A 25,541-nucleotide genomic window follows, 5' to 3' on the forward strand; every position below is an offset into this window, starting at 1 on the left:
TGGAAACCGCGAAATTATCTAATACCCGACTGTTTAGTTCAAGTATTCACCAATCTTCTTACTGCGCAGCAGGCGCAGACGGAGCAACCACCAGGGGTTTGATCACGTCACCCCATTCGGCCAGCAGCTCCTGGGCCGGCTGTCTGCCCTCTTTGCCAATAGTGACACGCACCCGGTCAGGTATAAAGCCTTCCGGCAGCTGCCAGTTGCCCTCCAGCAGCTGGAAGTAACGCAAGGCATAGCGCCCCTCGCCCACTTTCATGCCAAGCTCACGGCTACCGAGGGTCTTTGGTTTGTCACCCAGGCTGCCCTCTACCTTTATCTGTACCTGGCCGCGGAACAGTTCCCGCTTCTTGGCCGGCTGGGTCAGCGCCAAGCGGTAGTGATAACGGCCGGGGATGCTGGTCTCCTGCAATGTGAGGTTATCGATCACCACCCCTACCTGTTCACCCGTGGGTCGCATGATCCGCTCGAAGAAGGCCAACTGGCGCTTCTGCTCCTGCACCTGGGCTTCCTGCTCCTTGAGTGTCTTTTGCAATTGCTCGAACGCGGCCCTCTGCGTGGCCAGCAGGGTCTCCTTGATGGCAAGGTCGCTCTTGAGCTGGCCTATCGCCTTGCCCTGACGCTCCAGGGTTTCTTGCTGCACCGTCAGGAGGCTGCTCTGAGCCAGCTCCTGCCGATTGCCGACGAAATAACCGATGAGCGCCCCCACGCACAGCACAGTCAACAACTTCAATATCTGGGACATAAGGCCTCTTTTGTTACTACGCCATACAGCGGCCATGCTCCCTTCACTATACGCGACCCAACCGGATTCGCGCTGACATACAAGGAGTTAACTGGCAGTAGCGCCGCTGTCTCCCCGCTTTTGACGCGCAGCAAGCCGTAAAGTTCGCTCCAGGATCTGGGAATAAATGGGGCGCCCCCCCAGCCACTGGGCCACCAGAGTTGCACCGACCGTGGTGATCATCATGGGCAGGATCAGCTGATAGTTATCGGTCATCTCGGTCACCAGCACTATCCCCGTGATGGGAGCACGTACAGTGGCGGCAAACAAGGCCCCCATGCCGGCGATGGCAAAGGCGCCGGGTTCGATGCCAAGCTCCGGAAAAGCCGCATGAAACAGATGACCAAACACCACACCAAACAGGGTGCCAAGGGCCAGAGTCGGAGCAAACACGCCACCTGGGGCGCCAGAGCAGAAGCAGATAAGAGTGGCCACCAGCCGCACAGAGAAGATGAGGAACAGGGTCGCCATTGCATACTCTCCGCCCATCAGATGGGGGATGAGCTCTGTCCCTCCGCCTGTCACCGATGGCGCAAACAGCGACAGTACGCCAAAGGTCCCCGCCACCAGCATGCCGATGGCCACGAAGCGATGACGCTTGTTCTGGTGCAGTGCCAGATAGCCATCCTGGCAGGCCAGCACCAGCTTGTTGAAGACAAAACCCAGCACCCCGAAGATAGCCCCCATAAAGAGGAACAGCCAGAGCGCCTTCAGTGCAGGGGCATCGTAGTGGGGCAAGGTGATCACCGCCCCCTGCCCTTTCATGTTCTGCAACATCAGGGTAGCCATGATGGCGGAGATCCCCACCGCCTTGATGGCCAGAAAGGAGTAGCGAAACTGCGGCCGCATCTCTTCCATCACGAACAGGATCCCGGCCAGCGGTGCATTGAAAGCGGCGGCCAGACCACCCGCGGCACCGGCGGCCAGCAAGGCATGACCATGCTCCTTGGGTAGCCGGCAGATATCCGCCACCATCTTGCCAAGGTTGCCACCGATCTGCACCGAGGGTCCCTCCCGTCCCAGCACCATGCCGGAACTCAGGGTACAGATGCCGCCGAAGAACTTGACCGGCAGCACCCGCCACCAACGCACCGGACGCAGATCATCCATGGCCCCTTCGATTTCAGGGATCCCTGAGCCGCCCGCTTCCGGAGCAAAGGCATGGGTGAGAAAGTAACCGACAAAGCCCAACAAGGCACTGAAGCCAAATCCGAGCAGACCGAGCTGCCACCAGGTGCGGTCGGCCAGCAGCTCGAGTCGCTGCTCGGCCAGCCAGTGCACACCGGATTCGAACAGTCCGCACACCAACCCAGCCAAGGTACCGACCAGGGCCGCCAGCAAGAGCACCAGCAGTGGCATCTTGTCTTGATGGATCATGCGCAGCAAGGCGGGACTGCGTGGATAAGAGGGAGCGTCAGAAGAGGAGATAACTTGTTGTGCCATCTTGTTGCACCATGTTGGAAAGACCACATTTGTCTGCCTGGTGAGGAGCATCTGGCAGACAGCCCGGCTGCCCAGCACAGAGCCTTTCTGCTATAGTCGGCCCGTTTCATTTAGCACGGGGCAGGCCTGGACCAGGTAACGAGAGCGCAAAGCATACTCCAGCTCCCCCAGGCTGCCGAGCCGCAATAGGCCGCCTGCGCCTGTGCGACGACCAAAATCCCATTAAGGATGATCCATGTCAAAATCAGATCAGCTGTTTGAACAGGCCCGCCAGACCATTCCGGGTGGCGTCAACTCACCGGTCCGCGCCTTCAATGGGGTCGGCGGTACACCCCGCTTCATCGATCACGCCGATGGTGCCTACCTCTATGACGTGGATGGTCAGGCCTATGTGGACTACATCGGCTCCTGGGGCCCCATGCTGCTCGGTCACAACCACCCGGCCATCAAGGCTGCCGTCATCAAGGCAGTGGAGAAGGGTCTGAGCTATGGTGCGCCCACCGAGATCGAAGTGCTGATGGCCGAGAAGGTACGCCAGATTGTGCCTTCCATGGAGCAGGTGCGGATGGTGAACTCCGGCACTGAGGCAACCATGAGCGCCATCCGGCTGGCTCGCGGTTACACGGGTCGCGACAAGATCGTCAAGTTTGAAGGCTGCTATCACGGCCACGCCGACTCTCTGCTGGTCAAGGCCGGCTCCGGCGCCCTCACTCTGGGTCAGCCCAACAGCCCGGGCGTGCCGGCCGACTTTGCCAAACACACCTTGACCTGCGTGTTCAACGACCTGGCGTCGGTGCGAGAAGCCTTCACCCAGTACGGTTGCGATATCGCCTGCATCATAGTCGAGCCGGTCGCCGGCAACATGAACTGCATCCCGCCTGTGCCCGGTTTTCTGGAAGGGCTGCGCACCATCTGCGACGAGTTCGGTGCCCTGTTGATCCTGGACGAGGTGATGACCGGCTTCCGTGTCTCGCTGCGCGGTGCTCAGGGTTACTACAACATAGACCCGGACCTTACCACTCTCGGCAAGATCATCGGTGCCGGCATGCCGGTTGGCGCTTTCGGCGGCAAGAAGAAGGTGATGCAGCATATAGCCCCGACCGGTCCGGTTTATCAGGCGGGTACTCTCTCCGGCAACCCGGTCGCCATGGCCGCGGGCCTGACCATGCTGGATCTGCTGCTGGAGCCGGGACTCTATGAGCAGCTGAATGCCAAGACTGCCCGGGTTGCCGAGGGGCTGAAAGCCGCTGCCGCCAAGCACGGTATCCCGCTCGCCATCAACTATGTGGGCGGCATGTTCGGCTTCTTCTTTACCGACGAGCCGGAGATCACCCGCTATGAGCAGGTTACCCGCTGCGACATGGAACGTTTCAAGCGCTTCTATCATCTGATGCTGGAAGAGGGTGTTTACCTGGCGCCGAGTGCCTACGAGGCAGGCTTCCTGTCACTGGCCCACGGCGACAAGGAGATCGAACATACCCTGGCCGCCGCCGAACGCAGCTTCGCCAAACTGGCGGGTTAATCCAGCCAGAGATTAACGAGAGGGCCCTTTGCGGGCCCTTTTCTCTATCTGATGTGTCTGACTTCCCCCAGCGCCTCTTTCTGGTGCAGCTATCTGCTCACCCCCTCTGTTTTGTCATCTCCTGGTGCAATATCCCATACCATGCCTGTCATAAAACGGGCCCACTATTTGCACATCTTCAGCAGGAGCCCACTTGACCGAGGTCCATATGGCAGAGATGAGCCCCATAGATGTGCTGCGGCGCTATCAGGAATACGAAACCGAACTGGCCCCCCTGTTGCTGGGGCTGCTCACCGCTCCCCGTGATTCCCTCAAGGGCTACCCCTTTATTCTGACCATAGGCCAGAGCCGTGAGTCTGCGAGGATCCTTCCCCCCGTACCCGCGCCACAGGCTCAGCTACGTCTGGTTGTGCAGGGTCATGGTCGGGAACTGACACTTTGCCTCAATCAGCTGATTGCCTGGCTGATGGGTGATCGTGAGCGGCGCCGCGCCATGCCCTGGTTCAAGGCTGTCTATGTGGTGCTGAGCATGGCGCTGTTTCTCATCGTCGCCACCCTGATATGGCATGGATTGGAGCAGCTCTATCTGCTGCTGTGCGGGGAGCAGCAGAACCAGCTAGGTGCCTTTAGCGCCATCATATTCCTGACCCTGGCGCTGGCGGTATTCGATCTGGGCAAGACGATTCTGGAGGAGGAGGTGCTGCTGCATAAGGACATCTTTCGCCACAGCGCCGTTCGCCGCACCATCACCCGCTTTATCGCCGCCATCCTGATTGCGGTATCCATAGAGGGATTGTTGCTGCTGTTCAAAGGGTCGCTTGGCCAGAGCGAACTGCTCTGGCCTGCGGTAGGTGTTATGGGATGTGCCGTGGGACTGCTGCTGGCACTGGGGCTCTATGTGTTTCTGGGGGCCAAAGCCGAGGCGGCACTGGTCCAGGCTAACCTGCGATCTCCACCAGCCGGGGTTGAGCCTTGCGTCGCTCTGCCCGCCAGGAGGCGTACATGGTCCAGGAGGTATAGATGACGATAAAGGCCACCAACCACTTCAACATTTCCATGTCCATGGACTGTACCAGCAGGGCCGCCAGCACCACGCCGATGGGGCCAAAAATTGCCACAGCCAGCACGGCCCTGGCATCAAAGGCCCCCTTGCGAATGAAGGTGCCCGCCGAGAAGACGCTGAGCACGGCGGTGGATCCCATCATGATGGGAAACGCCGCCATGGGGTTCATCCCCAGCAGATAGACGAGCGTCATGCAGGGGGCGAACAGCCCGATACCCACATTCATCAAGACCCCGAAGATGAAATTGCCGAGCAGGGCAATTCCCAGCTTGTAACCTGTCAGCCCCATGGCATCGCCGCCGAGGGGGAACAGACCCAGCAAGCCCGCAAAGATAAGGCCGGCCACCACCAGCAGAGAGACAGCCATCACCAGCCGTATGGTCTGACGATCAAATGAAGCCACATGACGCGCCCCCCAGGCCGCCCCTGCTGCTGCTGCTACCATCATGCTGATGAGCGTGATCGGGTCCACCTTGACCACGCCGATAAAGATGAGGGACTGGGCAACCGTCGGCAGTACGCACTGGCCATGGAGGGTACCGGGTAGCAGTCGATCGTCGATCAACTTGAACTGCTTGAAACAAGCTGTCTTCACGGCAAAGCTGCCAACCCCCAGGGTATCGAGAAAATTGGCGACAAATCCGATGGCGGCCACCGGCCAGAACGGGGTTGGCTCCAGTGAGCCCTGTTGCCGTTTATGCCACCAGGCCCGTACCAGCATGAAAACGAACGCCAGGGCACAGACGATGAATATCAGGCGTAAAAGATTAATAAGCATACCGACCTCTCCTGCAAGGGCCGGCGATTCTAAGGCAGCGGAAATTAAAAGTCCTGACCAGAATCAATCACGCCGCCATGCAAACGATTGTCTGGATAAAGCTCGAGCAAGCGCGTTCGAATGACTCTGCTAATACTTATCCATGAGGGCCAGCAGGCCTGGGGCCATCGGTGGTAGTCATGGTCATTTCGCGACGACCACAGTCATCGATGGGCAGTAGCCAAAAAGAAGGCCGGTGTAAACCGACCTTCTTTTTTTGATATTAATCGGACGGATGCCCGGTACTGCGTCGTCGTGGCCCCAAAGACAGCCGGGAGGCAAGCCAGCCGATCAGCGCATCCGACAGCCCCGTCAGCAACAACAAGGGCAAACAGATCAGAGTCAGCCCCAAGGCGCCAACATAGACATCCGTCAGCCAGTGGGCACCAGACAAAATACGGGGCGCCGAGAACAGCGGCACCATCAAGATGGCCAGCCCCCCTGCCCAGCGTGGCAGATAACACAGGGCGAAACCGGCAAAGATCATCAAAAACAGGGCATGATCGCCGGGGAAACTGTCGCTGGAGGAGTCCTTGGTCGGGATCGCGCTGAGCTGGGTGACACGCAATGCATCTGCAACAGTCAGGGTCGGACTGGGACGACTGACCGGCAGCAGGTGACCAAACTGGTTGATAACCAGGGCCCCCAACAACATGACGATCCCCATGGCGACAAGGCGACGACGATCCCCATCCTCAGAGCGGAAAAAACACATCGCCAGGATGAGCCCCATGCAGCCCAATACGAGCAGGTCAAACAGACGATTATTGGTCACGGCCACCACATCGGCCCACAACGAAGACTGGCCCAGCCAGCCATTGACCAGATGAAAGACGGCAAGATCCCACTGATCCCAGGGGCCATGGGCAGGCAAGGCGGCCCAACTGATGGCAATGAGGCCCCCAATCAAATAGCACGGCACGAACTTGCTCATGCAGACTCTCCTCTCCCGGAAAAAACGCGGCATTCTAGAACATAATGGGCGCGATTTGAATCCTTAACATTGGAGAGGGGATAACCGGACAAGACGCTATTACAACCGGGCTGTGAAGCCGCCATATCGACACAAGCTCCACTGGATGACGGAACACTACCTTGGTCTGAACCAGGCTTGCAGCTAGTATGAGAGCTCTTTTTTAACGAGATGATGAGGAATATGCGCAGCTACCTTCGCATTATGCTGTTTGCCCTGGGTTTATTGGCCGGCGTTCAGGTACCGGGTCTGATCGACCTCTATTACCAGCGGCTGGATGCACGCCTGCAACAGGCCAACCTCAGCCTGGTGCCATTTCAGGGCACGGCGGATCAGCACTTCAACGGCGATCTGACCGCCCTGGTCAACCACTATCGCACCAACCCGGACCCCGTATTCGCCCGGGATGCCGTCAGTCTGCAACACCTGGTGAGCCAGCAGCAGATGCTGTTGCAGGAGAGTGCTTTCAAGGATCATCCCTGGTATCAGCAGCTGACACACCTGCTGCTGCGCGCCGATCCCCAACTCTGGCAAGATACCCTGCAAAACTACAGCTATCTGGTGCCGCTCAAACAGTCCGCCATCATCTGTGGCATGTCGGTAGGGTTCATCGCGGCCTTGCTGGGAGACCTGCTGCTCGGCCTCATACTGTTGCCGTTTCAAAAGCGACAGCCGAGATCGCGCCATGCCCTGCGCTAACTGCAACCTATAAAAAATCGCTACAGAGACCAAAAACAGAAGGGGCCTGATGGCCCCTTCTGTTTTTTCACCTGCACTGTCACGCTCACAACTCGTATGGCAATCGCGACTCAGTCACCAGCCGATTGAGCGCCTGGACCACATGAGGATCGAACTGACTGCCGGAGCGGGACTGGATATATTCCATGGTCTGCGCCAGCGACCAGGGCTCCTTGTAGGGGCGCTTGCTGAGCAGAGCATCAAACACATCGACCACGGCCACGATACGGGCTGACAGCGGGATCTGCTGGCCGGCCAGCTGCTCCGGGTAGCCCTTGCCATCGAAGTGCTCGTGATGACCACGGGCAATCTCGGCTCCCAGCGACAGGTAGCTGGTGCCTTCCACCATCTCGCCCGCCTTGTGCAATATGCTGGCCCCTATGTCTGCATGCTGCTCCATGATGACCCGCTCATCCGGCTCGAACCGGCCAGGCTTGTGCAGAATGTGGTCCGGTGTGCCGACCTTGCCGACATCGTGCAATATGCTGGCCATGCCGATCATGTCGACAAAGCCGGGAGTCAGTTCATTGGGGTAAGCACCCGCCTGCTGCATCTCGGCCACTATGGCATCGGAGAGTTTCTGTACTCGCAGCACATGTTCACCGGTATCAGAGTCACGAAACTCCGCCAGCGCAGCGAGCGCCACCACTGTTGCCTCCTGGGCACGCAGCAGCTGGTTGTAGAGATAGAGGTTGTCGTAAGCAGCTGAAATCCGCTGGCAAAATACATCCAGCAGATCGCACTCCAGAGGATCGAGAGGTTGGGTCGGCGTGAAGTTGAGCACGAACTCGCGACCATTCTGGGCCGCGATATAGAGGGCATCTTGCGGGTGCTCAAAGCGGTTTCGACGGTTGGCAAGCGCACTCATCACAGAGTCGTTCAACGCAGGAAAGGCAGCAAGGGATACACCATTGAGCAGAGATTCATAGTCACCTGTGGCCGCCAGCACTTCCAGTTCCTGAGAATCGGGCCTGCGCTCGACGCAGATGGCACCTTCAGTGCCGACATCCAGAATGGCGCTGATCTGTTTCAGTACGCCGGAGGCAAATTCTCGCAGGGAGTGCAGATGATAGAGATCCCCCGCGCCTTCCAGGATCTTGCCAAGCCCCTGGCGACTCTTGTCGATGGCGCAGAGAGTCTCGTAGGAGCGTAAAGACGCTATGACGGTGGTGAAAAGCTTCTGCACCGTCAGCTCAGTCTTGGTCTTGTAGTCGTTGATGTCGTAATCGAGGATCACCCGCTGCTCAGGGGCCTGACCGGGCTGGCCGGTGCGCAGCACTATGCGCACCAGGCTGTTGTGCATCTCGTTGCGGATCTGGTGTACCAGTCGTAGACCGGCATCTTCGGTCTCCATCACCACATCCAGCAAGATGAGGGCGATACGTGGATTGGCCAGCAGCATTTGAGCCGCTTCGGCACCACTGTAGGCATTGAGCAGTTCGAGGGGGCGGGACTTGTATTGAATGTTGGAAAGCGCCAATCGGGTAGCATGATGAATGTCAGGTTCATCGTCCACGATCAGCACCTTCCAGGGGTTGATCGCCTTGACCACCACGGCCTCATCATCATCCAGCTCTATGATGTCGTCATCCAGCCAGATTTCGTCCTTGTCTTGGGCACTGCTCATATCGTTCACGCCTCCAGGCGCTGCATGAGTGTATTGACAGTATGTACCATCAGGCCGTGTTGGATCACAAGACCCCGCAGCGTTCTCCCGCTCGCCAATGGCCAGAAGGCATGACGCTTGCCAGCTTATTCAAAAGGTTCAAGGTAGGCCTGAATCGCCTTCTTCAGCCACGCCAGTACCTTGCCATGATAGGCGTTTTCCGACAGATAGACGCCGTAGTCACGCCACTGCAGACTGAATTTGTGCTTCAAGGTCAATAATTCCCCCTGCCGCAGCTGGCTCTGGATCAAGGGAGAAGGCAGCACGGCCCACCCCAGTCCATCCAGCACAGCATCCCGCATCAGTTCGAAGCTCGACAGACCTATATGTTGACCCCCGATAGGGAGCAGGCTCTTGACCGAAAATTCGTCCACGTAGGAGAGGGTGACCTGAGTATGGCCGGTCAAATCCTGCTGCAGTACCCGCTTCAGACTGGCCAGCGGGTGGCTCGGCGCCACCACCATCAGGGTGCGGATAGGATTGAGCACATCGATATTGAGGCCGCTGCGCTCCTGCTCCTCCGTGATGAGACCGAAGGCGGCATCGACAAACCCCTCCTCCACCAGCGCTGGCAGTTCAGGGGGAGAAGCCAGCACCAGCGAGATACTGGTGCCGGGAAACTGGCGGCGCAGCGCCCCCAGCATGTCGCGCCACACCAGCTCGGGAATGGCATCATCCCGCGCCACCCGCAGCGCCACCTCGGCGCCGGAGGCATAGTGCTCGCACTTGAGCTTGAGGCTGTTGGCAGCCTGCAACAGCCGCTTGCAATCATCCAGCACCAGCTCACCGATCTCTGTCAATCGACTCTGGTTGGCACCCCGTTCAAAAAGTTCGACGCCAAGCTCTACCTCCAGCGCCGCAATCGCCGTGCTGACCGCACTGCGACTTTTGCCAAGACGACGAGCCGTGTTGGCAATGGAGCCACTGTTAGCTGATTCGACAAAGAGTTGTATCTGATAAAGCTTCATGACAACGGGCTGATGGCAGAATATCCGATGTTCACATTACCTCGCCTCCGTTTGGCAAGGCAAACCATTAGCGTCTGAATAACCGACGCTCAGCGATTCCTGACTCAAGTATCACTAGGGTTATCCTCTCATCCGTCTCAGCCACAGAAGGAAATTTTATGTTACTCAGTCGAATGCTTTTAGCCCGAATATTTTTGACGGCTGCCATTTTCACCGAGGTCGCGGGCACCTCAAGCATGGCCATGATCCCCGCCAATGATGCCGGCTGGCTCAACTATCTGCCGATGTGGATCCTGATCACCGTCTCTTACATGTTGTTGGCCAAAGCCGCCAAAACAATCTCCATTGGTATTGCGTTTGCCCTGTGGGAAGGACTGGGGATCGGCTTGATCACCATCATCTCCATCCTGTTCCTGGGTTATGACCTCAACACTCAGGAGTTGATAGGTCTGGCATTGGCAATAGTGGGTATTGTTATGGTGACAATGGGCGAGACCCATGATGATCCGGCACCCCGTCACCGCAGACCCATTGCCCCCGTCAAGATTGAAGGTGCGGTATGAGCCCGATAGTCATCATACTCGGCGCCGCCCTGCTGGATATTGGCGCCAACATGGCGATCAATCGCTCGGTGGGCTTTCGTCACAAGGGTTGGGGTTTCTTCGGTATTCTGCTGGTGCTCTGCGCCTTCACCCTGCTTTCCGAAGCCGTGGGTACCGGCAAGATTGACCTTGCTGTCGCTTATGCCACCTGGGGTGCCATCGGCATTCTCGGTACGGCGCTTGGTGGCTTGCTGCTGTTTGGCGAGCGCCTCAAGCCCATCGGCTGGGTCGGCATAGTGGTCATGGCTGTCGCAGTGGCGCTGCTGACCACGGCTTGATGAACTTGACCCCACAATGGAAAAAGCCGCCTTGTCACAGACTGGGCGGCTTTTTTACTGGTAGCGACGGCATCACAGAAACGCTAGCTCACCTCGTACAGCTCCAGCGGCAGACCGTCCGGGTCGGCGAAGAAGGTGAAGCGCTTGCCGGTCCATTCATCCACCCGCACCGGCTCCACCTCTATCTGATGATGCTGCAAATGCCGCACGACCCTGTCCAGGTCGTTCACCCTGAACGCCAGATGGCGCAGGCCACAGGCCTCCGGGCGTGAGGGACGCTCAGGGGGGGCCGGAAAGCTGAACAGCTCCAGCTGACTGCCATCGGGCAGCCCCAAGTCCAGCTTCCAGGATTGGCGCGCCTCACGCAGGGTTTCAGCAATGATGGGCAGTCCCAACACCTGGTGATAGAAGTGACGCGAGCGGTCATAGTCGCTGGCGATGATGGCCACATGGTGGATGGCGTCAAACAATGGCAAAGACATGAGGACTCCAGTCAAACGGGCAGCCTGCGCTGCCCGTTTCATCTATCAGTTGAAGAAACCACCGAACCAGTCATCCAGTGCGCTGCGGGGCGACGGGCTGCTGCAGCTCATGGGCTCGGCCAGCCCGGCCAGCTTGGCAGGCACCTGCAGGCTGCCCGGGCAATCGTTGGCCACTCTGGCCCCGCTGGCGCGGGAGAAGTTGGCCCAGCTCACCCCTTGCGGCATCTTGATGGCAAGGCTGTTGACGCCACGCTGGCCCATGTAACCGCTAAACAGTTGCAGAGCTCCATTGGAACCTGTCAGCCCCGCCGGTGTGTTGTCGTCACGCCCCACCCAGACACTGACCAGCTCGTTGTTGTCCAGCCCTGCAAACCAGGAGTCACGCAGCTCGTTGGTGGTGCCTGTCTTGCCCGCCATGGTGGCGCCGGGGAACTTGGCGTTGAGTGAGCGGGCCGTGCCCTGGCTCACCGTCTTGGTCATGGCAAACAAGGTGAGCCAGCTGGCCTGCTCGTCCGTGACCCGCTTGGCGGTCTGATCATGCTGATAGAGAGCACTGCCATCGCTGTTGACCACGGCGCGGATGGCCGACAAGGGCTGGGTCATCCCCTGGTTGGCGATGGGCAGATACATCTGGTTCACCTCCATGGGGGAGAGCGCCACAGCCCCCAACACCAGCGACGGATAGGGCTGGATCTCCTGCTCTACCCCCAGCTTGTGCAATGTATCAACCACCTTCTCCAGCCCCACTTGCAGACCCAAGTTGACAGTTGGCACGTTGAGGGAGCTGGCCAGCGCATCCATCAAGGGCACGCTCTGGCGGAACTTGCGATCATAGTTCTGCGGTGTCCAGATCTGGCCATCCTTGCCACGAATGCGGATCGGTTGGTCCTTGAGCGGGCTCGCCAACGTCAGGCCGTTGGAGAGGCCGGTCAGATAGACGGCAGGCTTGACCAGAGAGCCAATCTGCCGGCGGGCATCCAGCGCCCGGTTGAAACCGGCGTAGCGCGGATCCCGGCCACCCACCAGTGCAACCACTTCACCCTTGTGCCAGTCGGAGACAACCATGGCCGCCTCCAGCTTCTTCTTGCCACGCTGCTTCTCGATGAGTGCCAGTCCCGATGCGACCGCCTGCTCGGCGGCATGCTGGGCGATGGGATCCAGGCTGGTGAAGATCTTGAGGCCGGACTGCTTGAGCAGATCAGGCCCGAAACGGCTCTGGATCTCGCGCTTGAGCAGGCCCATGAAGGCCGGGGTGCGGCCATAGCTCATCTGGCCACGGGTAATGATGCCAAGGGGCTGCTTGCTGGCCAGTTCGTACTCTGCCGCTTGCAGGCTGCCGTGATCCATCAGCAGCTTGAGCACCAGATCACGACGGGCTTTGGCCCGCTCCGGGAAGCGCCAGGGATCGTAATAGGAAGGTCCCTTCACCAGCCCCACCAGCAGGGCCACCTGATCTATGTCCAGCTCGTTGACCGGAATGCCGAAGTAGAAGTAGGAAGCGAGCCCGAAGCCATACACACCCTGGGAGAAGTTCTGCCCCAGATAGACCTCGTTGAGATATGCCTCCAGGATCTCGTCCTTGCTATAGCGGTAGTCAATCAGTACCGCCATGTAGGCTTCCTGCAGTTTGCGCCACAGGCTGCGTTCGCGGGTCAGAAAGAAGTTCTTGGCCAGCTGCTGAGTCAGGGTACTGCCCCCCTGCACGGTACGACCGGCCAGCACGTTGGCCACCATGGCACGCATGATGGCCACCGGCGAGACGCCGCCATGCTGGTAAAAGTCGCGATCCTCTGTGGTCAGCAGCGTGATGAGCAGGCTGTCCGGCACCTCGGCGATGCGCACCAGCAGACGATCTTCCCGATCCTCGGTATTGAGGCGGTCGAGCAGTACCGGGTCCATCTGGGCATAACCGAGTTGACGCTGGTTCTCCAGCGACTGGATCCCTTCCAGGCGAGCGCCGCTGAAGGTAAGGCGCAGGCCACGGGCACCGTCGGCGCCGTCATGGAAGGCGAATGGACGGCGGATGAGCTCGATACGATTGCCACTCACTGCGTACTCGCCCGGAGTATGGGGCTGACGCACCTGCTTGTAGCTCAGCATGTTGAGCTCGCGCAGCATCTGAGCCTGGGAGAGGCGCTGGCTGGGATAGAGCTCCAGCGGACGACTGTAAACCATCACCGGCAGTTGCCACTTCTCCCCGTCAAAGCGCTCGCGCACCTTGGTATCGAGATAGATGCCAAATACCACCATGAAGGCCGCCACCACCAGGGAGAGCTTGAAGCCAAGCCAGAACAGCTTGCGCCAGATGGTGCGTTTGGGCGCCACCTTCTTGGGGGTGCGCTTGCGTCGTTGCGTTGCCATGAATCCTCTTTGCTATTCGTTATATCGCCATCGCGGGCATGATTACCGGTCGACCCATGCCATCGACCCGACGAAAACCAAGGCTTTCGTCCCTGAACTCGTTTTTACTCTGTTGTCAGGCCCCTGGACCTTAATGGGAGAGGTTAATCCTGCAATCCCATCTTCTTCTTGGTGACCCTGGTTGGCATGGCTTCCAGCGGGTTATCCGGCCAGTAGTGACGAGGATAACGCCCCTTCATCTCTTTTTTTACCAAGGCGTAGGAGCCCGCCCAGAAGGCGGCGAGATCGGCGGTGATCTGCAGCGGCCGCTGGGCCGGGGAGAGCAACTCCACCACCAGCGCCACCCGTCCATCTGCCACGCACGGGGTTGTGCCTTGCCCGAACATCTCTTGAATACGCACCGGGATCACCGGCGCCTGGCCCGGCTGATAACGGATGCGTACCCGGCTGCCGGTCGGTGCCGTGAAATGGCTCGGCAACGCCTCATCCAGCCGTTTGGGCAGCGGCCAGGACAAGGATTGACGCAGCACGTCGCAGAGATTGAGCCTTTTTAGCTGCTCCAGCCGGGTCATGCCACTCACCGCAGGCAGCAACCACTCCTCGAGGCCCGCCAGCAGGCTTTCGTCGTCCATGGCAGGCCAGCCATCATCCGGCAGCCAATCGCGGGCGCAACGCAATCGGGCCAGCAGCCCTTCACTCTGCTCATCCCAGGGCAACACATGCAGCCCCTTGCGACGTATGCCCTGCAGCAAACAGCGCCCCTTCTGTTCATCGGTCAGGTCAGTCAGCGGCCGCTGGCTCAGCACCAGTTCGCCGATCACCTGCTGGCGCTCGACCCGTACCCGCTCCTCCCGCTCGTCCCAGTCGAACCACTGGCGCTCGCTTACCAACTCAGGCAGCTGGCGCGCCAGCTCGTCCAGCTCCACCGGCTCGGCGATGAAGATGCGGCTGCCACGATCGTTTTGCCCCATCTCGATGGCGATCAGGGCCCCTTGTCCCTGGCATGGATGACCTTCTACCAGATCGCAGCTCACCCCACCACTGAGTTGATAACGGCTGCCACTGCGTAACTTGCCGATCCGATCCGGCCAGGCGAGGGCGCAGAGCAACCCGAGCCACTCCCCCCGGGATTGGCGTTGAGAAGCGTCGGACCTGACACCGAGGCGTTCGAACCAGCGGGCCGCCCCCTGACGCAGGGCGCCCTGTCGGCGATGAAACAGCACGGAGAGGCGCTCCGATCCTCGCAGATCTTCTTCCAGCAGCGCCACCAGGAAAGCCGCATCGGCGACAATCCCTGTCAGACCCTCTGTTTCCAGCTCGCGGGCTCGTAGCAGCATGCGCGCCAACCGGGGGTGTGTGCCGAAGGCCGCCATGGCGCGGCCGGCGGGGGTAAGTTGTTGCTCACCCTCCGGCGTCATGGCGCCCAGGCTGACCAGCAGCCGCTGGGCGCTGGCCACGGCGGCGGCGGGAGGCATGTCCAGCAGCGGCAGGCTCTCTACTTTTGCCCCCCACTGGGCGGCATCCAGGAGCAGACCGGTCAGCTCCTGGGTCAGAATGTCGGGCGGACTCTGCTCGGCGAGCCGCTCTTGCACCTCGCCGCTCCAGAGTCGGTAGCAGACCCCGGGACCGAGACGGCCAGCACGGCCCGCCCGCTGGGTGGCAGACGCCCTGGCGATCTGGCGGGTCTCCAGCCGGGTGACGCCGCTTTTCAGATCAAAGCTGGCGCGCCGCTCCAATCCGCTGTCGATGACCAAACTGATGCCTTCGATGGTAAGGGAGGTCTCAGCCACATTGGTGGTGAGCACCAGCTTACGCTGACCCGCAGGAGCCGGCTCGATGGCGGCCTGCTGGGCCGCCATGTCGAGGCGGCCATAGAGGGGGGCCAGGCGCACGTCATCCGGCAAGCGCCCCTCCAGCCATTGCGCCAGCCGTTCTATCTCCCCCTGGCCTGGCAAGAACACCAGAGCACTGCCGGTATGACTGGCCAGCGCTTCCAGCACCACTGCGCCCACCTGAGGATCCAGCCACTGCTGACGGTTGGCGGGACGGTAGTGGTAGTCGATGGGAAAGCCGCGCCCTTCGGAGCGGATGACGGGAGCATGGGGCAACAGACTCTCGAGCGCCATGCCATCCAGGGTGGCGGACATGATGAGCAGCTTGAGATCATCCCGCAGCCCCTGCTGGCTCTCGATGGCAAACGCCAGCGCGGTATCCGCATGCAGGCTGCGCTCGTGGAACTCATCGAAAATGACCAGGGAGATGCCGCTGAGCTCGGGATCCTGCTGCAACATCCGGGTCAGCACCCCCTCGGTGACAATCTCGAGTCGGGTCCGGGCGCTGGTACGACTCTCGCCCCGGACCCGCAAGCCGATGCGCTCCCCGACTTTCTCCCCCAACTGGCGAGCCAGGAAGCTGGCGATATTGCGCGCCGCCAGTCGACGGGGCTCCAGCATTATGATGCGACCGGGCAGCCGGTTCTGGCGCACCAGCTCCAGCGGCAGCAGAGTTGACTTGCCCGCGCCGGGAGGGGCCTGCAGGATCACGCTGGCATGGGCATCGATGGCGGCAAACAGCGCTGGCAGCACCGAAACAATGGGGAGTTGGGACAAAGCGGCAAACACCTTACGTTAGCGACCTTAAAACGGCGCCCATTCTGCCATAGCATTCGCGGCCACCGTGAGCAGATGTCGCCGGCACAGGCGACGGCAAGATGATCATCATGGCCGTCATCCCACTCGAGCCATAGATATGAACGGGATAACAGGATGGCGAGACATGGCAGCGATGGCTGCCATAGAATGGCGCCATGTTATGAGCGTAAAAAGGCATCCTCACCAAGATGGCCAAACTTTTCTTTGCCCTGCCCCTGCAACAGCTCGCCCCCGAGCTTATCGACTGGCGTGATCAGCGCCCCTGGCCCGGCCAACCTGTGCCTGAAGCAAACCTCCACCTGACGCTGGCCTTTCTGGGTGAAGCGGATCAGGTCACCACTGCCCGCCTGATGGCCGCCGCCGAGCGTCAGCACTGTCCACCCCTTGCCATCACCCTCGATGAAACCGGCTGGTTCAGCCGCGCCAAGGCGGCCTGGGTGGGCCCCAAAACATGGCCCAACGAGCTCAATGTACTGGCCAGGGCCCTGCGCCGCCACGGCGAAAAGCTGGGACTGGGCAATGGGGAACAGGGCTACAGACCCCATGTGACCCTGTCACGCAAGGCGTGCGAGGCCCCCGCAGATCTGCCAGCACCTGACTTTGTGTTGCAGGCAGACCACTTCTGCCTCTATCAGTCGATCACTACGCCGGACGGGGTTCGCTATGAACCGCTCGCCTGCTGGCCCCTGCGCGCCAGAGAGAAGATGGCGTCGTGACAGTCGATCGCCCTCGCTTCCTGCCTATAAATGAGAGAACCGCACCATGATCTTCGATCCTCCCCTGCAGTCCGGGCAGCTCATCTCCCGCTACAAGCGCTTCCTGACCGATGTGCGGCTCGACAATGGCGAGGTGATCACCATTCACTGCGCCAATACCGGCGCCATGACCGGCTGCGCCGACCCTGGTACCCGGGTCTGGTACTCCACCTCCGACAATCCCAAGCGCAAGCTGCCCCACAGCTGGGAGATCGCCGAGAGCCCGGCGGGCCACTTCATCTGCGTCAACACGGCGCGCGCCAACCAGATAGCCCGCGAGCTGATCGAACAAGGGGCACTGGCTCCGCTCACCGGTTATGCAAGGCTGCGCACCGAGGTGAAATATGGCGAAGAGAACAGTCGCATCGACCTGCTGCTGGAAGATGACGGCAAGCCGGATTGCTACATAGAGGTAAAGTCGGTAACCCTGCTCGATGAGCGGGAGCAGCCCGGCATGGGCTACTTTCCCGATGCGGTCACTGCCCGCGGTGCCAAGCACTTGCGTGAATTGATGGTCATGAAGGCAGCAGGTCACAGAGCCGTGCTGTTATTTATGGTTTTACACTCCGGAATCGTGAGAGTGCGCCCTGCAGCACACATAGATCCGCACTATAGTCTGCTTATTGAGCAAGCAATGACGGCAGGGGTTGAAATTTTATGCTATCGACCCCATGTTGGGGTGCAGAGCATGGTGGCCCAAGATTTTATCCCGTTTGAATCTTGTCACCTGCTACCCGAGGGCAGCGAATAAATGTAGGTGTGGGTAACATAATTGGTACGGCTTGTTTGCCTACGCGTTACCCTTCTGCTATAGATGTCGCCCTCAATTTATGGATGGCACGGGTAGCGTGCTGAATTAGGAGACAGGGCATGCCAACAGGCGAAAACAGGAAATCTCTGGGCCCCCTGGCCGTTGCGGGTGTGGCGCCTTACCAGGAAAAACCGGGTGAGGAGTACATGAATGACCAACAAAAGGCACATTTTCGCAAGATCCTGGGAGCCTGGCGCAATCAACTGATGCAGGAAGTTGACCGCACCGTTGACCATATGAAGGATGAGGCAGCCAACTTTCCGGATCCCGTGGATCGTGCCGCGCAAGAAGAAGAGTTCGCTCTTGAACTGCGTACCCGCGACCGTGAGCGCAAGCTGATCAAGAAGATCGAGAAGACCTTGGTGCTGCTCGAAGACGATGACTTCGGTTACTGCGAACACTGCGGTATCGAGATCGGCATCCGTCGTCTGGAAGCCCGTCCGACAGCCGACCTCTGTGTCGACTGCAAGACACTCGCTGAAATCAAGGAAAAACAGATGGCCGGTTGATACCGACCACTGGCATAACTGAAAAAAGGGAGCTTGCAGGCTCCCTTTTTTATTGAGCTTTTCGCTGGGGCGTCCCAGAATGCAGCCTCAATGAACCGTTTGCCCGAATTGCCATGTCCGTGAATACAGTCCCGTCTCCCCAGACTCGCCCTTATATAGGCCGCTTTGCTCCCTCCCCGTCAGGCCCGCTCCACTTTGGTTCCCTGATAGCGGCGCTCGGCAGTTTCTTGCAGGCCAGGGCGCAACAAGGACGCTGGCTGGTGCGGATCGAAGATATAGATCCGCCACGGGAGATGGCCGGTGCCGCCCCTCTTATCCTGCAGACACTGGAGGCCCATGGCCTTGAGTGGGATGGGGAGGTGATGTACCAGAGCCAGCGCCACGGCCGCTATGACGACGTCATAGCGCAGCTCTATCAGGCAGGGGATCTCTACTGGTGCCGCTGTACCCGGCGCGAGATCATGGCAGGCGGCGGCTTTTACAACGGTCACTGCCGCGCACTGGGGCTGGCGGCAGAAGGCTGCGCCGCTCGGCTACGCCAGCGCCATCCCGTCTACCATTTCGACGATGCGCTGCAGGGACACGTCTCTGTGCCCGCCGGTCTTGCCGATGAGGACTTCATCATCCGCCGCCGGGACGGCCTCTATGCCTATAACCTGGCTGTGGTGGTAGATGACATGGACTGCGGCATCACTGAGATAGTGCGCGGCGCCGATCTGCTGGAGCCCACGGTGCGCCAGATTGCCCTCTACCAGACCCTGGGGGCAAACGTGCCCGCCTGGGTACACCTGCCGCTGGCGGTGCTGGCGGATGGCCACAAACTGTCGAAGCAGAACCATGCTCCGGCATTGGCGCTTGACGAGGTCAGGCCAGCCCTGTGGCAGGCACTCGAGTTTCTCGGCCAATGCCCGCCACCCGAGCTGATGGCAAGCAGGATTGATGAGGTGATCGGCTGGGGTATTGCCCACTGGCGGCTCGACCAAGTCCCATCCAGAGAGAAGATCAGCCTGGGCTCTCTGACATAGACAGTACAAATTTTTATTTAGCCAAGCCTGAAATTGTTGAATGAAGTACATCGTTTTTCATTTGGTCAGGCCTGAGCTATGATAGGCCGCTATTTTTTGGCCTCCCGTCAATTTAGAAGTCATGAAGAGGTGTACCATTTTTTCCCAGATCGCAAACTTTTGCCGCAAGGTGCTCGGCAAGGAAGACGGCGAGCAGTCGGTGGAGTCTCCCATCCCAGCCCACGTAACCGGGCAGCGTCGTACTTTAAGCCGTGACCAGCACCCCATCTCGCGCAAAGAGATCAGCGAGAATGCGCTCAAGGTGCTCTATCGCCTGAACAAGGGTGGCTACGATGCCTACCTGGTCGGCGGAGGTGTCCGGGATATTCTGCTCGGGAGAACGCCAAAGGATTTCGACATTGCCACCAACGCAACGCCGGAGCAGATCAAGGCGCTGTTCAGCAACTGCCGCCTGATTGGACGCCGCTTCCGCCTGGCCCACATCGTCTTTGGTCGTGACGTGATCGAAGTGGCCACCTTCCGGGGTCACCACCATCAGGTCAATACCAGCAAGCATGTATCGGCCCAGTCTGATGAAGGCATGCTGCTGCGCGACAACGTCTATGGCACCATCGAAGAGGATGCCGAGCGCCGCGACTTTACCGTCAATGCCCTCTACTACAGTGCCCGGGATTTCACCCTGCACGATTTCGAAGGTGGCATAGAGGATCTCGCCCAGCGCAAACTGGAGCTGATCGGCGACCCCGAGACCCGCTATCGCGAGGATCCGGTGCGGATGCTGCGCGCCATGCGTTTTGCCGCCAAGCTGGACATGACCATCAGTCCGCGCAGCGCCGCCCCCATCAAGGAGCTGGCCCCGCTGCTGCAGGATATTCCGCCCGCCCGTCTGTTTGAGGAGACGCTCAAGCTGTTCCTGGCTGGTGATGGTCTGGCGACCTACAAGCTGATGCGTGAATACGGGCTGTTCCAGCCGCTGTTCCCGCAAGTGGCCGCCCTGTTCACCCCGCACGGCACCTCGCCGTTCGAGCAGTTCATCGAGCTGGCGCTGATCGATACCGACACCCGGGTGCGGGAAGACAAACGGGTCACCCCCGCCTTCCTCTACGCCACCCTGCTGTGGGGCTGTGTCGAAGCCCGTGCCCGCGTGCTGGAAAACGAAAGCGGCCTGCCCTGGCACGACGCCTTCATGCTGGCGATCAACGAGGTGCTGGACAATCAGGTGCGTATCATCGCAGTACCACGCCGCTTCACCACGGATGTCCGCGATATCTGGGCACTGCAGCAGCGCCTGACCCGCCGTCAGGGCCGTCATCCCGAGCGTGCCATGGAGCACCCGAAATTCCGCGCCGCCTACGACTTCCTGTTGCTGCGCAACCGGGTCGAGCGCGGCCTTGGCGAGCTCGCCAGCTGGTGGGAACGTTATGTGGAGTCCAACCCTGACGTACGCCCGCAGCTGCAACGGGAAGCGACCCGCCGCCCTGCGAGCGGCGAGCATGCCCAAGCCAGTGAACCCCGCAGCGGTGACGGCGAGAAACGTGATAGCAACAGTCGCAGCCGTCGTCGCCCGCGCCGTCGCAAACCGAAAGCGGCGCAGTGACCACCAGCGTCATGACCGAGGTCTTCGTTGCCATCGGCTCCAATCTGGCTGACCCACTCGGTCAGGCTCGCCGCGCCGTCGACGCACTGGCGGCGCTGCCGGAGTCCGAGTTGCAACAGGCTTCCTCGTTTTACAGCAGCCGCCCCATGGGCCCTGCGGATCAGCCGGACTACGTCAATGCCGTAGTGCTGCTGACGACCCGGCTAGGCCCTTTGGCCTTGCTGGATCAATTGCAAAAAATCGAGCTGGAACAGGGACGTGTGCGCAAGGATGAGCGTTGGGGCCCGAGAACCCTGGATCTGGATCTGCTGCTCTATGGCAATCAGATCATAGGGCACGAGCGCCTCGTCGTTCCCCATTACGGCATGAAGGAGCGGGAGTTCGTGCTGCTGCCCTTGGCCGAGATTGCGCCCGCTCTGGTGCTGCCCTGCGGCACCCCGCTCGTGGAACTGGTTGCCCGCTGCCCGACCAATGATCTTGCCATCATTGCCCCCGGTGCAGACGTTTAGGAGCCCTGAAACGTTATGAGCAAGATCACCACCGCCAGCCTGCTGAAGATGAAGCAGGACGGCCAAAAAATCACCGCCATCACCGCCTATGATGCCAGCTTCGCCAAGCTGTTCGACGATGAGGGCGCCCACGTGCTGCTCATCGGGGATTCCCTGGGCATGGTACTGCAAGGGGGTCAGGATACCCTGGCCGTCAGCGTGGATGAAATGGTCTATCACACCCGCTGTGTCGCCCGTGGTGCCAGCAATGCACTGATCATCGCAGACATGCCGTTCATGAGCTATGCCACCCCGGAGCAGACCTACCAGACAGCCGCTCGCCTGATGGCGGCCGGTGCCCGCATGGTGAAGATGGAAGGGGGCGACTGGCTGTGTGACAGCATTCGCCACCTGACCCGCAACGGCGTGCCTGTCTGTGGTCACCTCGGTCTCACACCCCAGTCCGTCCATGTGTTTGGCGGCTTCAAGGTGCAGGGGCGTGACGAGTATCAGGCCCAGGAGATCTACCGTCAGGCGCTCTGCCTGCAAGAAGCCGGCATACAGCTGCTGGTGCTCGAGTGCGTGCCGGTCGCCCTGGCCGAGCGCATCACCAAGGCACTGCGGATCCCGGTGATCGGCATTGGTGCAGGCCCGGCCACCGACGGCCAGATCCTGGTGATGCACGATGCCTTCGGCATCACCTCCGGCTATGTGCCCAAGTTCACCAAGAACTTCCTGGCCGAAACCGGTGACATACATGCCGCCATACGGCTCTATGTGCAACAGGTGAGCGAGGGTACCTTCCCCGGCCCGGAGCACAGCTTCAACTGATCCAGGCCTCATGGACGGCAACGGGGGCGAAAGCCCCCGTTTCGCCATTCATGGCAGGCTGATTTAATCCGTATCCCTTTGATTTATTAACCCATATCTCTTTGATTAATCCGAAGGTGCACTGCTGATGTTGGTCGTTAACAATCCTCTCGTTTTACGTGAACAGATTAGCCTTTGGCGCCGTGAAGGGCGCTCCATCGCATTCGTGCCCACCATGGGCAATCTGCATCAGGGCCATCTCACTCTGGTTGAGCAGGCGCACAGCCACGCCGAGAAGGTGGTGGTCAGCATCTTCGTCAACCCGATGCAGTTCGACAAAGCCGAAGATCTCGCCAACTATCCGCGCACCCTGGAGCAGGATTGCGCTGCGCTGGAAGCTGCCGGCGTCGACATGGTGTTCACCCCGACGCCGGAGATCATGTATCCGCAGGGACTGGCCAGCCAGACCTTCGTCGAAGTGCCGGGTCTCTCCGGCTTGCTGGAAGGGGCGCTGCGCCCGGGCCATTTTCGTGGCGTCAGTACCGTAGTGACCAAGCTGTTCAACCTGGTACAACCGGATGTCGCCTGTTTCGGCCAGAAGGATTACCAGCAGCTGGCGCTCATTCGCAAGATGGTGTCCGACATGGCCATGCCCATCGAGATCGTCGGCGTGCCCACGGTGCGTGCCGAAGACGGTCTGGCGCTCTCGTCACGCAACGGCTATCTGACGACGGCCGAGCGGGCGCTGGCCCCCGAGCTGGCGCGTACCATGAACTGGATTGCCGAGCAGATTGAAGGAGGCGATCACCACCTGCCCTCCCTGGTGGCCCAGGCCAGCCAGCGCCTCGACAACGCCGGTTTTCGCACCGACGCCATCGACATCGTCGATGCTGCTACCCTGGAGTCGGCCACCGACAAGAGCCGGCATCTGGTGATCCTGATGGCGGCTTACCTGGGCAAGGCCCGTCTCATCGACAACCGCGTGGTAACGCTCAGCGCCTGAGCAACCCCTATCAGGAGAACTACATGTCCAAGAAGGTTTATTGCATCGCCCAGTTCCTGCCCAAGCCCGGCCAGGAGCAGGCTCTGTTTCAGGTGTTGCAGGCACTCGAGCCAAACACGCTGCGCGAAGATGGCTGCCAGCAGTACATTGTCACCCGCCATATTCCCAGCCCCTTTGCCGAAGGGGAGAGCTTCCCCATCGTCTTCAACGAGATCTGGCGTGACATGGCCAGCTTCGAGGCCCACTGCCAGCGCGCCGAGATCAAATCCTTCTTCGAGCGTTACTGCCTGGCCGAGGATGGCCTGGCTGCCAAGTGGAACGTCTGCGTCTACAGCGACGAACCGGCGCAATATGATGCGCCCCTCCTCCGGGGCTAACCCTCATGCAGTAAAAAGGCGCCAACAGGCGCCTTTTTCATGGTTGCAACTCAGTGCCGCAATCCGGTCCCCCGGGAAATAAGCCACCAGGCCAACCCGTAGAGCGCGACTATGAAGCCGATGATGATGAGGTAGGCGGTGCCGAGCGGCACATCGGAGATACCGAGGAAGCCGTAACGGAAGGCGTTCACCATGTAGATGATAGGGTTCACCTGGGAGACCCCCTGCCAGAAGGGCGGCAGCAGGCTGATGGAGTAAAACACCCCGCCCAGATAGGTAAGTGGCGTCAGCACGAAAGTGGGGATGATGCTGATGTCGTCAAAAGTCTTGGCAAATATCGCATTGATGAGGCCGCCCAGGGAGAACAGGATCGAGGTGAGCAGCACGGTGAAGCAGACGCTGAACAGGTGATGGATCTGCAACGGCACGAAGAACAGCGACACCAGAGTGACGATGAGACCGACACAGATACCCCGCGCCACGCCACCACCCACGTAACCGGCGATGATGATGTAGTTGGGCACAGGGGCTACCAGCAACTCTTCCACGTTGCGCTGGAACTTGGCGCTGAAGAAGGAGGAGGCGACGTTGGAGTAAGAGTTGGTGATCACCGACATCATGATGAGACCGGGCACGATGAACTCCATGTAACTGAATCCCCCCATGTCACCGATGCGCGAGCCGATGAGGTTGCCGAAGATGACAAAGTAAAGGCTCATTGTGATGGCGGGCGGCACCAGAGTCTGGATCCAGATCCGGGTGAAGCGGCTTATCTCCTTGGCCAGAATGCTCTTGAAGGCGATGTAGTAGGTGGTCAGATTCATGCTTTTCTCCCCTCCTCGACCAGGTTGACGAACAACTCTTCCAGTCGGTTGGCCTTGTTGCGCATACTCAGCACCTGCACTTGCTGGCTAGACAACTGCTCGAACAGGCTGTTGAGGGACTGGCTCTTTTCCAGATCCACTTCCAGGGTGCGTTCATCCTGCATGCGGCCGTTGAACTCGGGCACGTTTGGCACGGCGGAGCCCGGTGCCAGATCCAGCATGAAGGTCTCGCGGCCCAGCTTGCCCAGCAGGTTTTTCATGCTGGTGTTCTCGATCAGCCGACCCTTGTCGATGATGCCGATGTTGCGGCACAACATCTCGGCCTCTTCCAGATAGTGGGTGGTGAGAATGATGGTGACGCCCTGTTCGTTGAGCTCTTTGAGGAAGGTCCACATGGAGCGGCGGATCTCGATATCCACCCCGGCGGTCGGTTCATCCAGGATCAGCAGTCTGGGCTCATGCATCAGGGCACGGGCTATCATCAACCGGCGCTTCATGCCACCGGAGAGAGTGCGGGCCGGCATGTCGCGTTTGTCCCACAAGTCGAGCTGGCGCAGGTACTTCTCGGCGCGGATCTTGGCTTCCGCCCTGGGCACGCCGTAGAAACCGGCCTGATGGGTGACTATCTGACTCACCTTCTCGAACTGGCTGAAGTTGAACTCCTGCGGTACCAGGCCGAGCTGGGCCTTGGCCTGTTCGAGATCGCTGTCGATGTCGTAGCCAAACACCTTCACCTTGCCGGCGCTCTTGTTCACCAGCGAACTGATGACACCTATTGTGGTGGACTTGCCCGCGCCGTTCGGGCCGAGCAGGGCGAAGAAATCCCCCTGCTTGACGGTGAGATCTATGCCTTTAAGGGCTTCGACGCCCCCCTGATAGGTCTTTTTCAGGCCGCTGATTTCCAATGCGTTCATTGCAACCTCTGTGATGGCGGATCCCATCTCGATACAGAAAAGGCGGCCAAGGCCGCCTGCAGACAGAAGATGGCGCT

The 25,541-nt window shown here is 60.0% G+C and carries 25 protein-coding genes; 14 read left to right on the forward strand and 11 right to left on the reverse strand.

From position 1 onward, the window contains the following. Positions 1-58: 58 nt before the first annotated feature. Positions 59-748 carry a DUF6776 family protein gene (locus tag AC1P02_RS00820; RefSeq protein WP_058395891.1) on the reverse strand — a complete coding sequence of 230 codons (690 nt, stop codon included), beginning with the start codon at positions 746-748 and terminating at the stop codon, positions 59-61. Positions 749-835: 87 nt separating this feature from the next. Further along, on the reverse strand, positions 836-2,230 hold the full coding sequence (gene clcA / locus AC1P02_RS00825; protein ID WP_282789727.1) for a H(+)/Cl(-) exchange transporter ClcA: 1,395 nt from the start codon (positions 2,228-2,230) through the stop codon (positions 836-838). 235 nt (positions 2,231-2,465) lie between these two features. Between clcA and hemL the strand changes: the two genes are divergently transcribed. Next, on the forward strand, positions 2,466-3,752 hold the full coding sequence (gene hemL / locus AC1P02_RS00830) for a glutamate-1-semialdehyde 2,1-aminomutase (protein ID WP_485183626.1): 1,287 nt from the start codon (positions 2,466-2,468) through the stop codon (positions 3,750-3,752). Positions 3,753-3,960: 208 nt separating this feature from the next. After that, positions 3,961-4,776: a hypothetical protein gene (locus AC1P02_RS00835; protein ID WP_011898378.1), complete on the forward strand. Its 816-nt coding sequence runs from the start codon at positions 3,961-3,963 to the stop codon at positions 4,774-4,776. On the opposite strand, the gene AC1P02_RS00840 is transcribed toward AC1P02_RS00835, so the two are convergent. Both AC1P02_RS00840 and AC1P02_RS00845 read right to left on the reverse strand, forming a co-directional pair. After that, positions 4,691-5,593 (reverse strand): TSUP family transporter, encoded by a 903-nt coding sequence (locus tag AC1P02_RS00840; protein ID WP_485183628.1) that lies wholly within the window; start codon positions 5,591-5,593, stop codon positions 4,691-4,693. The two genes, AC1P02_RS00835 and AC1P02_RS00840, sit on opposite strands and share 86 nt — an antisense overlap. A gap of 262 nt (positions 5,594-5,855) precedes the next feature. Further along, positions 5,856-6,566, reverse strand: a complete 711-nt coding sequence (locus AC1P02_RS00845; protein ID WP_485183630.1) for a phosphatase PAP2 family protein — start codon at positions 6,564-6,566, stop codon at positions 5,856-5,858. 210 nt (positions 6,567-6,776) lie between these two features. On the opposite strand from AC1P02_RS00845, the gene AC1P02_RS00850 reads away from it, so the two are divergent. Further along, the gene (locus AC1P02_RS00850) at positions 6,777-7,304 is read left to right on the forward strand and encodes a DUF2937 family protein (protein ID WP_166541497.1); all 528 of its coding nucleotides are present in this window, start codon (positions 6,777-6,779) and stop codon (positions 7,302-7,304) included. Between the two features lie 85 nt (positions 7,305-7,389). On the opposite strand, the gene AC1P02_RS00855 is transcribed toward AC1P02_RS00850, so the two are convergent. Next, positions 7,390-8,970: a DUF3369 domain-containing protein gene (locus tag AC1P02_RS00855; RefSeq protein ID WP_058395896.1), complete on the reverse strand. Its 1,581-nt coding sequence runs from the start codon at positions 8,968-8,970 to the stop codon at positions 7,390-7,392. A gap of 125 nt (positions 8,971-9,095) precedes the next feature. Beyond that, positions 9,096-9,977, reverse strand: a complete 882-nt coding sequence (locus AC1P02_RS00860) for a LysR family transcriptional regulator (RefSeq protein WP_005313161.1) — start codon at positions 9,975-9,977, stop codon at positions 9,096-9,098. 158 nt (positions 9,978-10,135) lie between these two features. On the opposite strand from AC1P02_RS00860, the gene AC1P02_RS00865 reads away from it, so the two are divergent. Further along, entirely contained in the window at positions 10,136-10,540 is a 405-nt protein-coding gene (locus tag AC1P02_RS00865) for an SMR family transporter (RefSeq protein ID WP_485183633.1), read from the forward strand. Beyond that, entirely contained in the window at positions 10,537-10,857 is a 321-nt protein-coding gene (locus AC1P02_RS00870; protein ID WP_058395897.1) for an SMR family transporter, read from the forward strand. The genes AC1P02_RS00865 and AC1P02_RS00870 overlap by 4 nt, the downstream gene beginning before the upstream one ends. Before the next feature lie 83 nt (positions 10,858-10,940). Here the strand turns inward: AC1P02_RS00870 and gloA2 are convergent, their stop codons facing one another. The 3 genes from gloA2 to hrpB form a co-directional block, all read right to left on the reverse strand. After that, positions 10,941-11,339, reverse strand: a complete 399-nt coding sequence (gene gloA2, locus AC1P02_RS00875) for an SMU1112c/YaeR family gloxylase I-like metalloprotein (RefSeq protein WP_485183635.1) — start codon at positions 11,337-11,339, stop codon at positions 10,941-10,943. 45 nt (positions 11,340-11,384) lie between these two features. Continuing rightward, the gene (gene mrcB, locus AC1P02_RS00880) at positions 11,385-13,700 is read right to left on the reverse strand and encodes a penicillin-binding protein 1B (RefSeq protein WP_485183637.1); all 2,316 of its coding nucleotides are present in this window, start codon (positions 13,698-13,700) and stop codon (positions 11,385-11,387) included. Positions 13,701-13,843: 143 nt separating this feature from the next. Then, positions 13,844-16,309 carry an ATP-dependent helicase HrpB gene (gene hrpB / locus AC1P02_RS00885; RefSeq protein WP_485183639.1) on the reverse strand — a complete coding sequence of 822 codons (2,466 nt, stop codon included), beginning with the start codon at positions 16,307-16,309 and terminating at the stop codon, positions 13,844-13,846. A gap of 230 nt (positions 16,310-16,539) precedes the next feature. On the opposite strand from hrpB, the gene thpR reads away from it, so the two are divergent. The 9 genes from thpR (at position 16,540) to AC1P02_RS00930 (ending at position 23,726) form a co-directional block, all read left to right on the forward strand. Then, positions 16,540-17,067, forward strand: coding sequence for an RNA 2',3'-cyclic phosphodiesterase (thpR, locus tag AC1P02_RS00890; RefSeq protein ID WP_485183641.1), 528 nt, complete (start codon positions 16,540-16,542; stop codon positions 17,065-17,067). A 46-nt stretch (positions 17,068-17,113) separates the two neighbouring features. Next, positions 17,114-17,857, forward strand: coding sequence for a DNA/RNA nuclease SfsA (gene sfsA / locus AC1P02_RS00895; RefSeq protein ID WP_485183643.1), 744 nt, complete (start codon positions 17,114-17,116; stop codon positions 17,855-17,857). A 119-nt stretch (positions 17,858-17,976) separates the two neighbouring features. Beyond that, positions 17,977-18,426 carry an RNA polymerase-binding protein DksA gene (gene dksA / locus AC1P02_RS00900; protein WP_005313182.1) on the forward strand — a complete coding sequence of 150 codons (450 nt, stop codon included), beginning with the start codon at positions 17,977-17,979 and terminating at the stop codon, positions 18,424-18,426. Positions 18,427-18,539: 113 nt separating this feature from the next. After that, entirely contained in the window at positions 18,540-19,451 is a 912-nt protein-coding gene (gluQRS, locus tag AC1P02_RS00905; protein WP_162626262.1) for a tRNA glutamyl-Q(34) synthetase GluQRS, read from the forward strand. Between the two features lie 121 nt (positions 19,452-19,572). Then, the gene (gene pcnB / locus AC1P02_RS00910) at positions 19,573-21,048 is read left to right on the forward strand and encodes a polynucleotide adenylyltransferase PcnB (protein ID WP_099991645.1); all 1,476 of its coding nucleotides are present in this window, start codon (positions 19,573-19,575) and stop codon (positions 21,046-21,048) included. A gap of 11 nt (positions 21,049-21,059) precedes the next feature. Then, positions 21,060-21,557, forward strand: coding sequence for a 2-amino-4-hydroxy-6-hydroxymethyldihydropteridine diphosphokinase (gene folK / locus AC1P02_RS00915; protein WP_485185406.1), 498 nt, complete (start codon positions 21,060-21,062; stop codon positions 21,555-21,557). Positions 21,558-21,572: 15 nt separating this feature from the next. Beyond that, positions 21,573-22,367 (forward strand): 3-methyl-2-oxobutanoate hydroxymethyltransferase, encoded by a 795-nt coding sequence (panB, locus tag AC1P02_RS00920; protein ID WP_113720899.1) that lies wholly within the window; start codon positions 21,573-21,575, stop codon positions 22,365-22,367. Positions 22,368-22,494: 127 nt separating this feature from the next. After that, positions 22,495-23,349, forward strand: a complete 855-nt coding sequence (gene panC / locus AC1P02_RS00925) for a pantoate--beta-alanine ligase (protein ID WP_282789718.1) — start codon at positions 22,495-22,497, stop codon at positions 23,347-23,349. Between the two features lie 23 nt (positions 23,350-23,372). Beyond that, positions 23,373-23,726, forward strand: coding sequence for a putative quinol monooxygenase (locus AC1P02_RS00930; protein ID WP_021139408.1), 354 nt, complete (start codon positions 23,373-23,375; stop codon positions 23,724-23,726). Between the two features lie 50 nt (positions 23,727-23,776). Here the strand turns inward: AC1P02_RS00930 and AC1P02_RS00935 are convergent, their stop codons facing one another. Next, positions 23,777-24,550 (reverse strand): ABC transporter permease, encoded by a 774-nt coding sequence (locus AC1P02_RS00935; protein ID WP_005313201.1) that lies wholly within the window; start codon positions 24,548-24,550, stop codon positions 23,777-23,779. Continuing rightward, entirely contained in the window at positions 24,547-25,464 is a 918-nt protein-coding gene (locus AC1P02_RS00940) for an ABC transporter ATP-binding protein (RefSeq protein ID WP_005313204.1), read from the reverse strand. The genes AC1P02_RS00935 and AC1P02_RS00940 overlap by 4 nt, the downstream gene beginning before the upstream one ends. Between the last annotated feature and the right edge of the window lie 77 nt (positions 25,465-25,541).

The sequence above is a fragment of the Aeromonas sp. TS_SC_11 genome, assembly GCF_057318915.1.

Coding starts and splice junctions, on each gene's coding strand:
- gluQRS (WP_162626262.1), top strand. CDS start 18,540: ATGTCCGTGAATACAGTCCCGTCTCCCCAGACTCGCCCTTATATAGGC.
- AC1P02_RS00845 (WP_485183630.1), bottom strand. CDS start 6,566: ATGAGCAAGTTCGTGCCGTGCTATTTGATTGGGGGCCTCATTGCCATC.
- AC1P02_RS00835 (WP_011898378.1), top strand. CDS start 3,961: ATGGCAGAGATGAGCCCCATAGATGTGCTGCGGCGCTATCAGGAATAC.
- AC1P02_RS00930 (WP_021139408.1), top strand. CDS start 23,373: ATGTCCAAGAAGGTTTATTGCATCGCCCAGTTCCTGCCCAAGCCCGGC.
- AC1P02_RS00935 (WP_005313201.1), bottom strand. CDS start 24,550: ATGAATCTGACCACCTACTACATCGCCTTCAAGAGCATTCTGGCCAAG.
- hemL (WP_485183626.1), top strand. CDS start 2,466: ATGTCAAAATCAGATCAGCTGTTTGAACAGGCCCGCCAGACCATTCCG.
- AC1P02_RS00820 (WP_058395891.1), bottom strand. CDS start 748: ATGTCCCAGATATTGAAGTTGTTGACTGTGCTGTGCGTGGGGGCGCTC.
- sfsA (WP_485183643.1), top strand. CDS start 17,114: ATGATCTTCGATCCTCCCCTGCAGTCCGGGCAGCTCATCTCCCGCTAC.
- panB (WP_113720899.1), top strand. CDS start 21,573: ATGAGCAAGATCACCACCGCCAGCCTGCTGAAGATGAAGCAGGACGGC.
- gloA2 (WP_485183635.1), bottom strand. CDS start 11,339: ATGTCTTTGCCATTGTTTGACGCCATCCACCATGTGGCCATCATCGCC.
- clcA (WP_282789727.1), bottom strand. CDS start 2,230: ATGGCACAACAAGTTATCTCCTCTTCTGACGCTCCCTCTTATCCACGC.
- AC1P02_RS00850 (WP_166541497.1), top strand. CDS start 6,777: ATGATGAGGAATATGCGCAGCTACCTTCGCATTATGCTGTTTGCCCTG.
- folK (WP_485185406.1), top strand. CDS start 21,060: ATGACCGAGGTCTTCGTTGCCATCGGCTCCAATCTGGCTGACCCACTC.
- panC (WP_282789718.1), top strand. CDS start 22,495: ATGTTGGTCGTTAACAATCCTCTCGTTTTACGTGAACAGATTAGCCTT.
- thpR (WP_485183641.1), top strand. CDS start 16,540: ATGGCCAAACTTTTCTTTGCCCTGCCCCTGCAACAGCTCGCCCCCGAG.
- dksA (WP_005313182.1), top strand. CDS start 17,977: ATGCCAACAGGCGAAAACAGGAAATCTCTGGGCCCCCTGGCCGTTGCG.
- AC1P02_RS00870 (WP_058395897.1), top strand. CDS start 10,537: ATGAGCCCGATAGTCATCATACTCGGCGCCGCCCTGCTGGATATTGGC.
- pcnB (WP_099991645.1), top strand. CDS start 19,573: ATGAAGAGGTGTACCATTTTTTCCCAGATCGCAAACTTTTGCCGCAAG.
- AC1P02_RS00865 (WP_485183633.1), top strand. CDS start 10,136: ATGTTACTCAGTCGAATGCTTTTAGCCCGAATATTTTTGACGGCTGCC.
- AC1P02_RS00855 (WP_058395896.1), bottom strand. CDS start 8,970: ATGAGCAGTGCCCAAGACAAGGACGAAATCTGGCTGGATGACGACATC.
- mrcB (WP_485183637.1), bottom strand. CDS start 13,700: ATGGCAACGCAACGACGCAAGCGCACCCCCAAGAAGGTGGCGCCCAAA.
- AC1P02_RS00840 (WP_485183628.1), bottom strand. CDS start 5,593: ATGCTTATTAATCTTTTACGCCTGATATTCATCGTCTGTGCCCTGGCG.
- AC1P02_RS00940 (WP_005313204.1), bottom strand. CDS start 25,464: ATGAACGCATTGGAAATCAGCGGCCTGAAAAAGACCTATCAGGGGGGC.
- AC1P02_RS00860 (WP_005313161.1), bottom strand. CDS start 9,977: ATGAAGCTTTATCAGATACAACTCTTTGTCGAATCAGCTAACAGTGGC.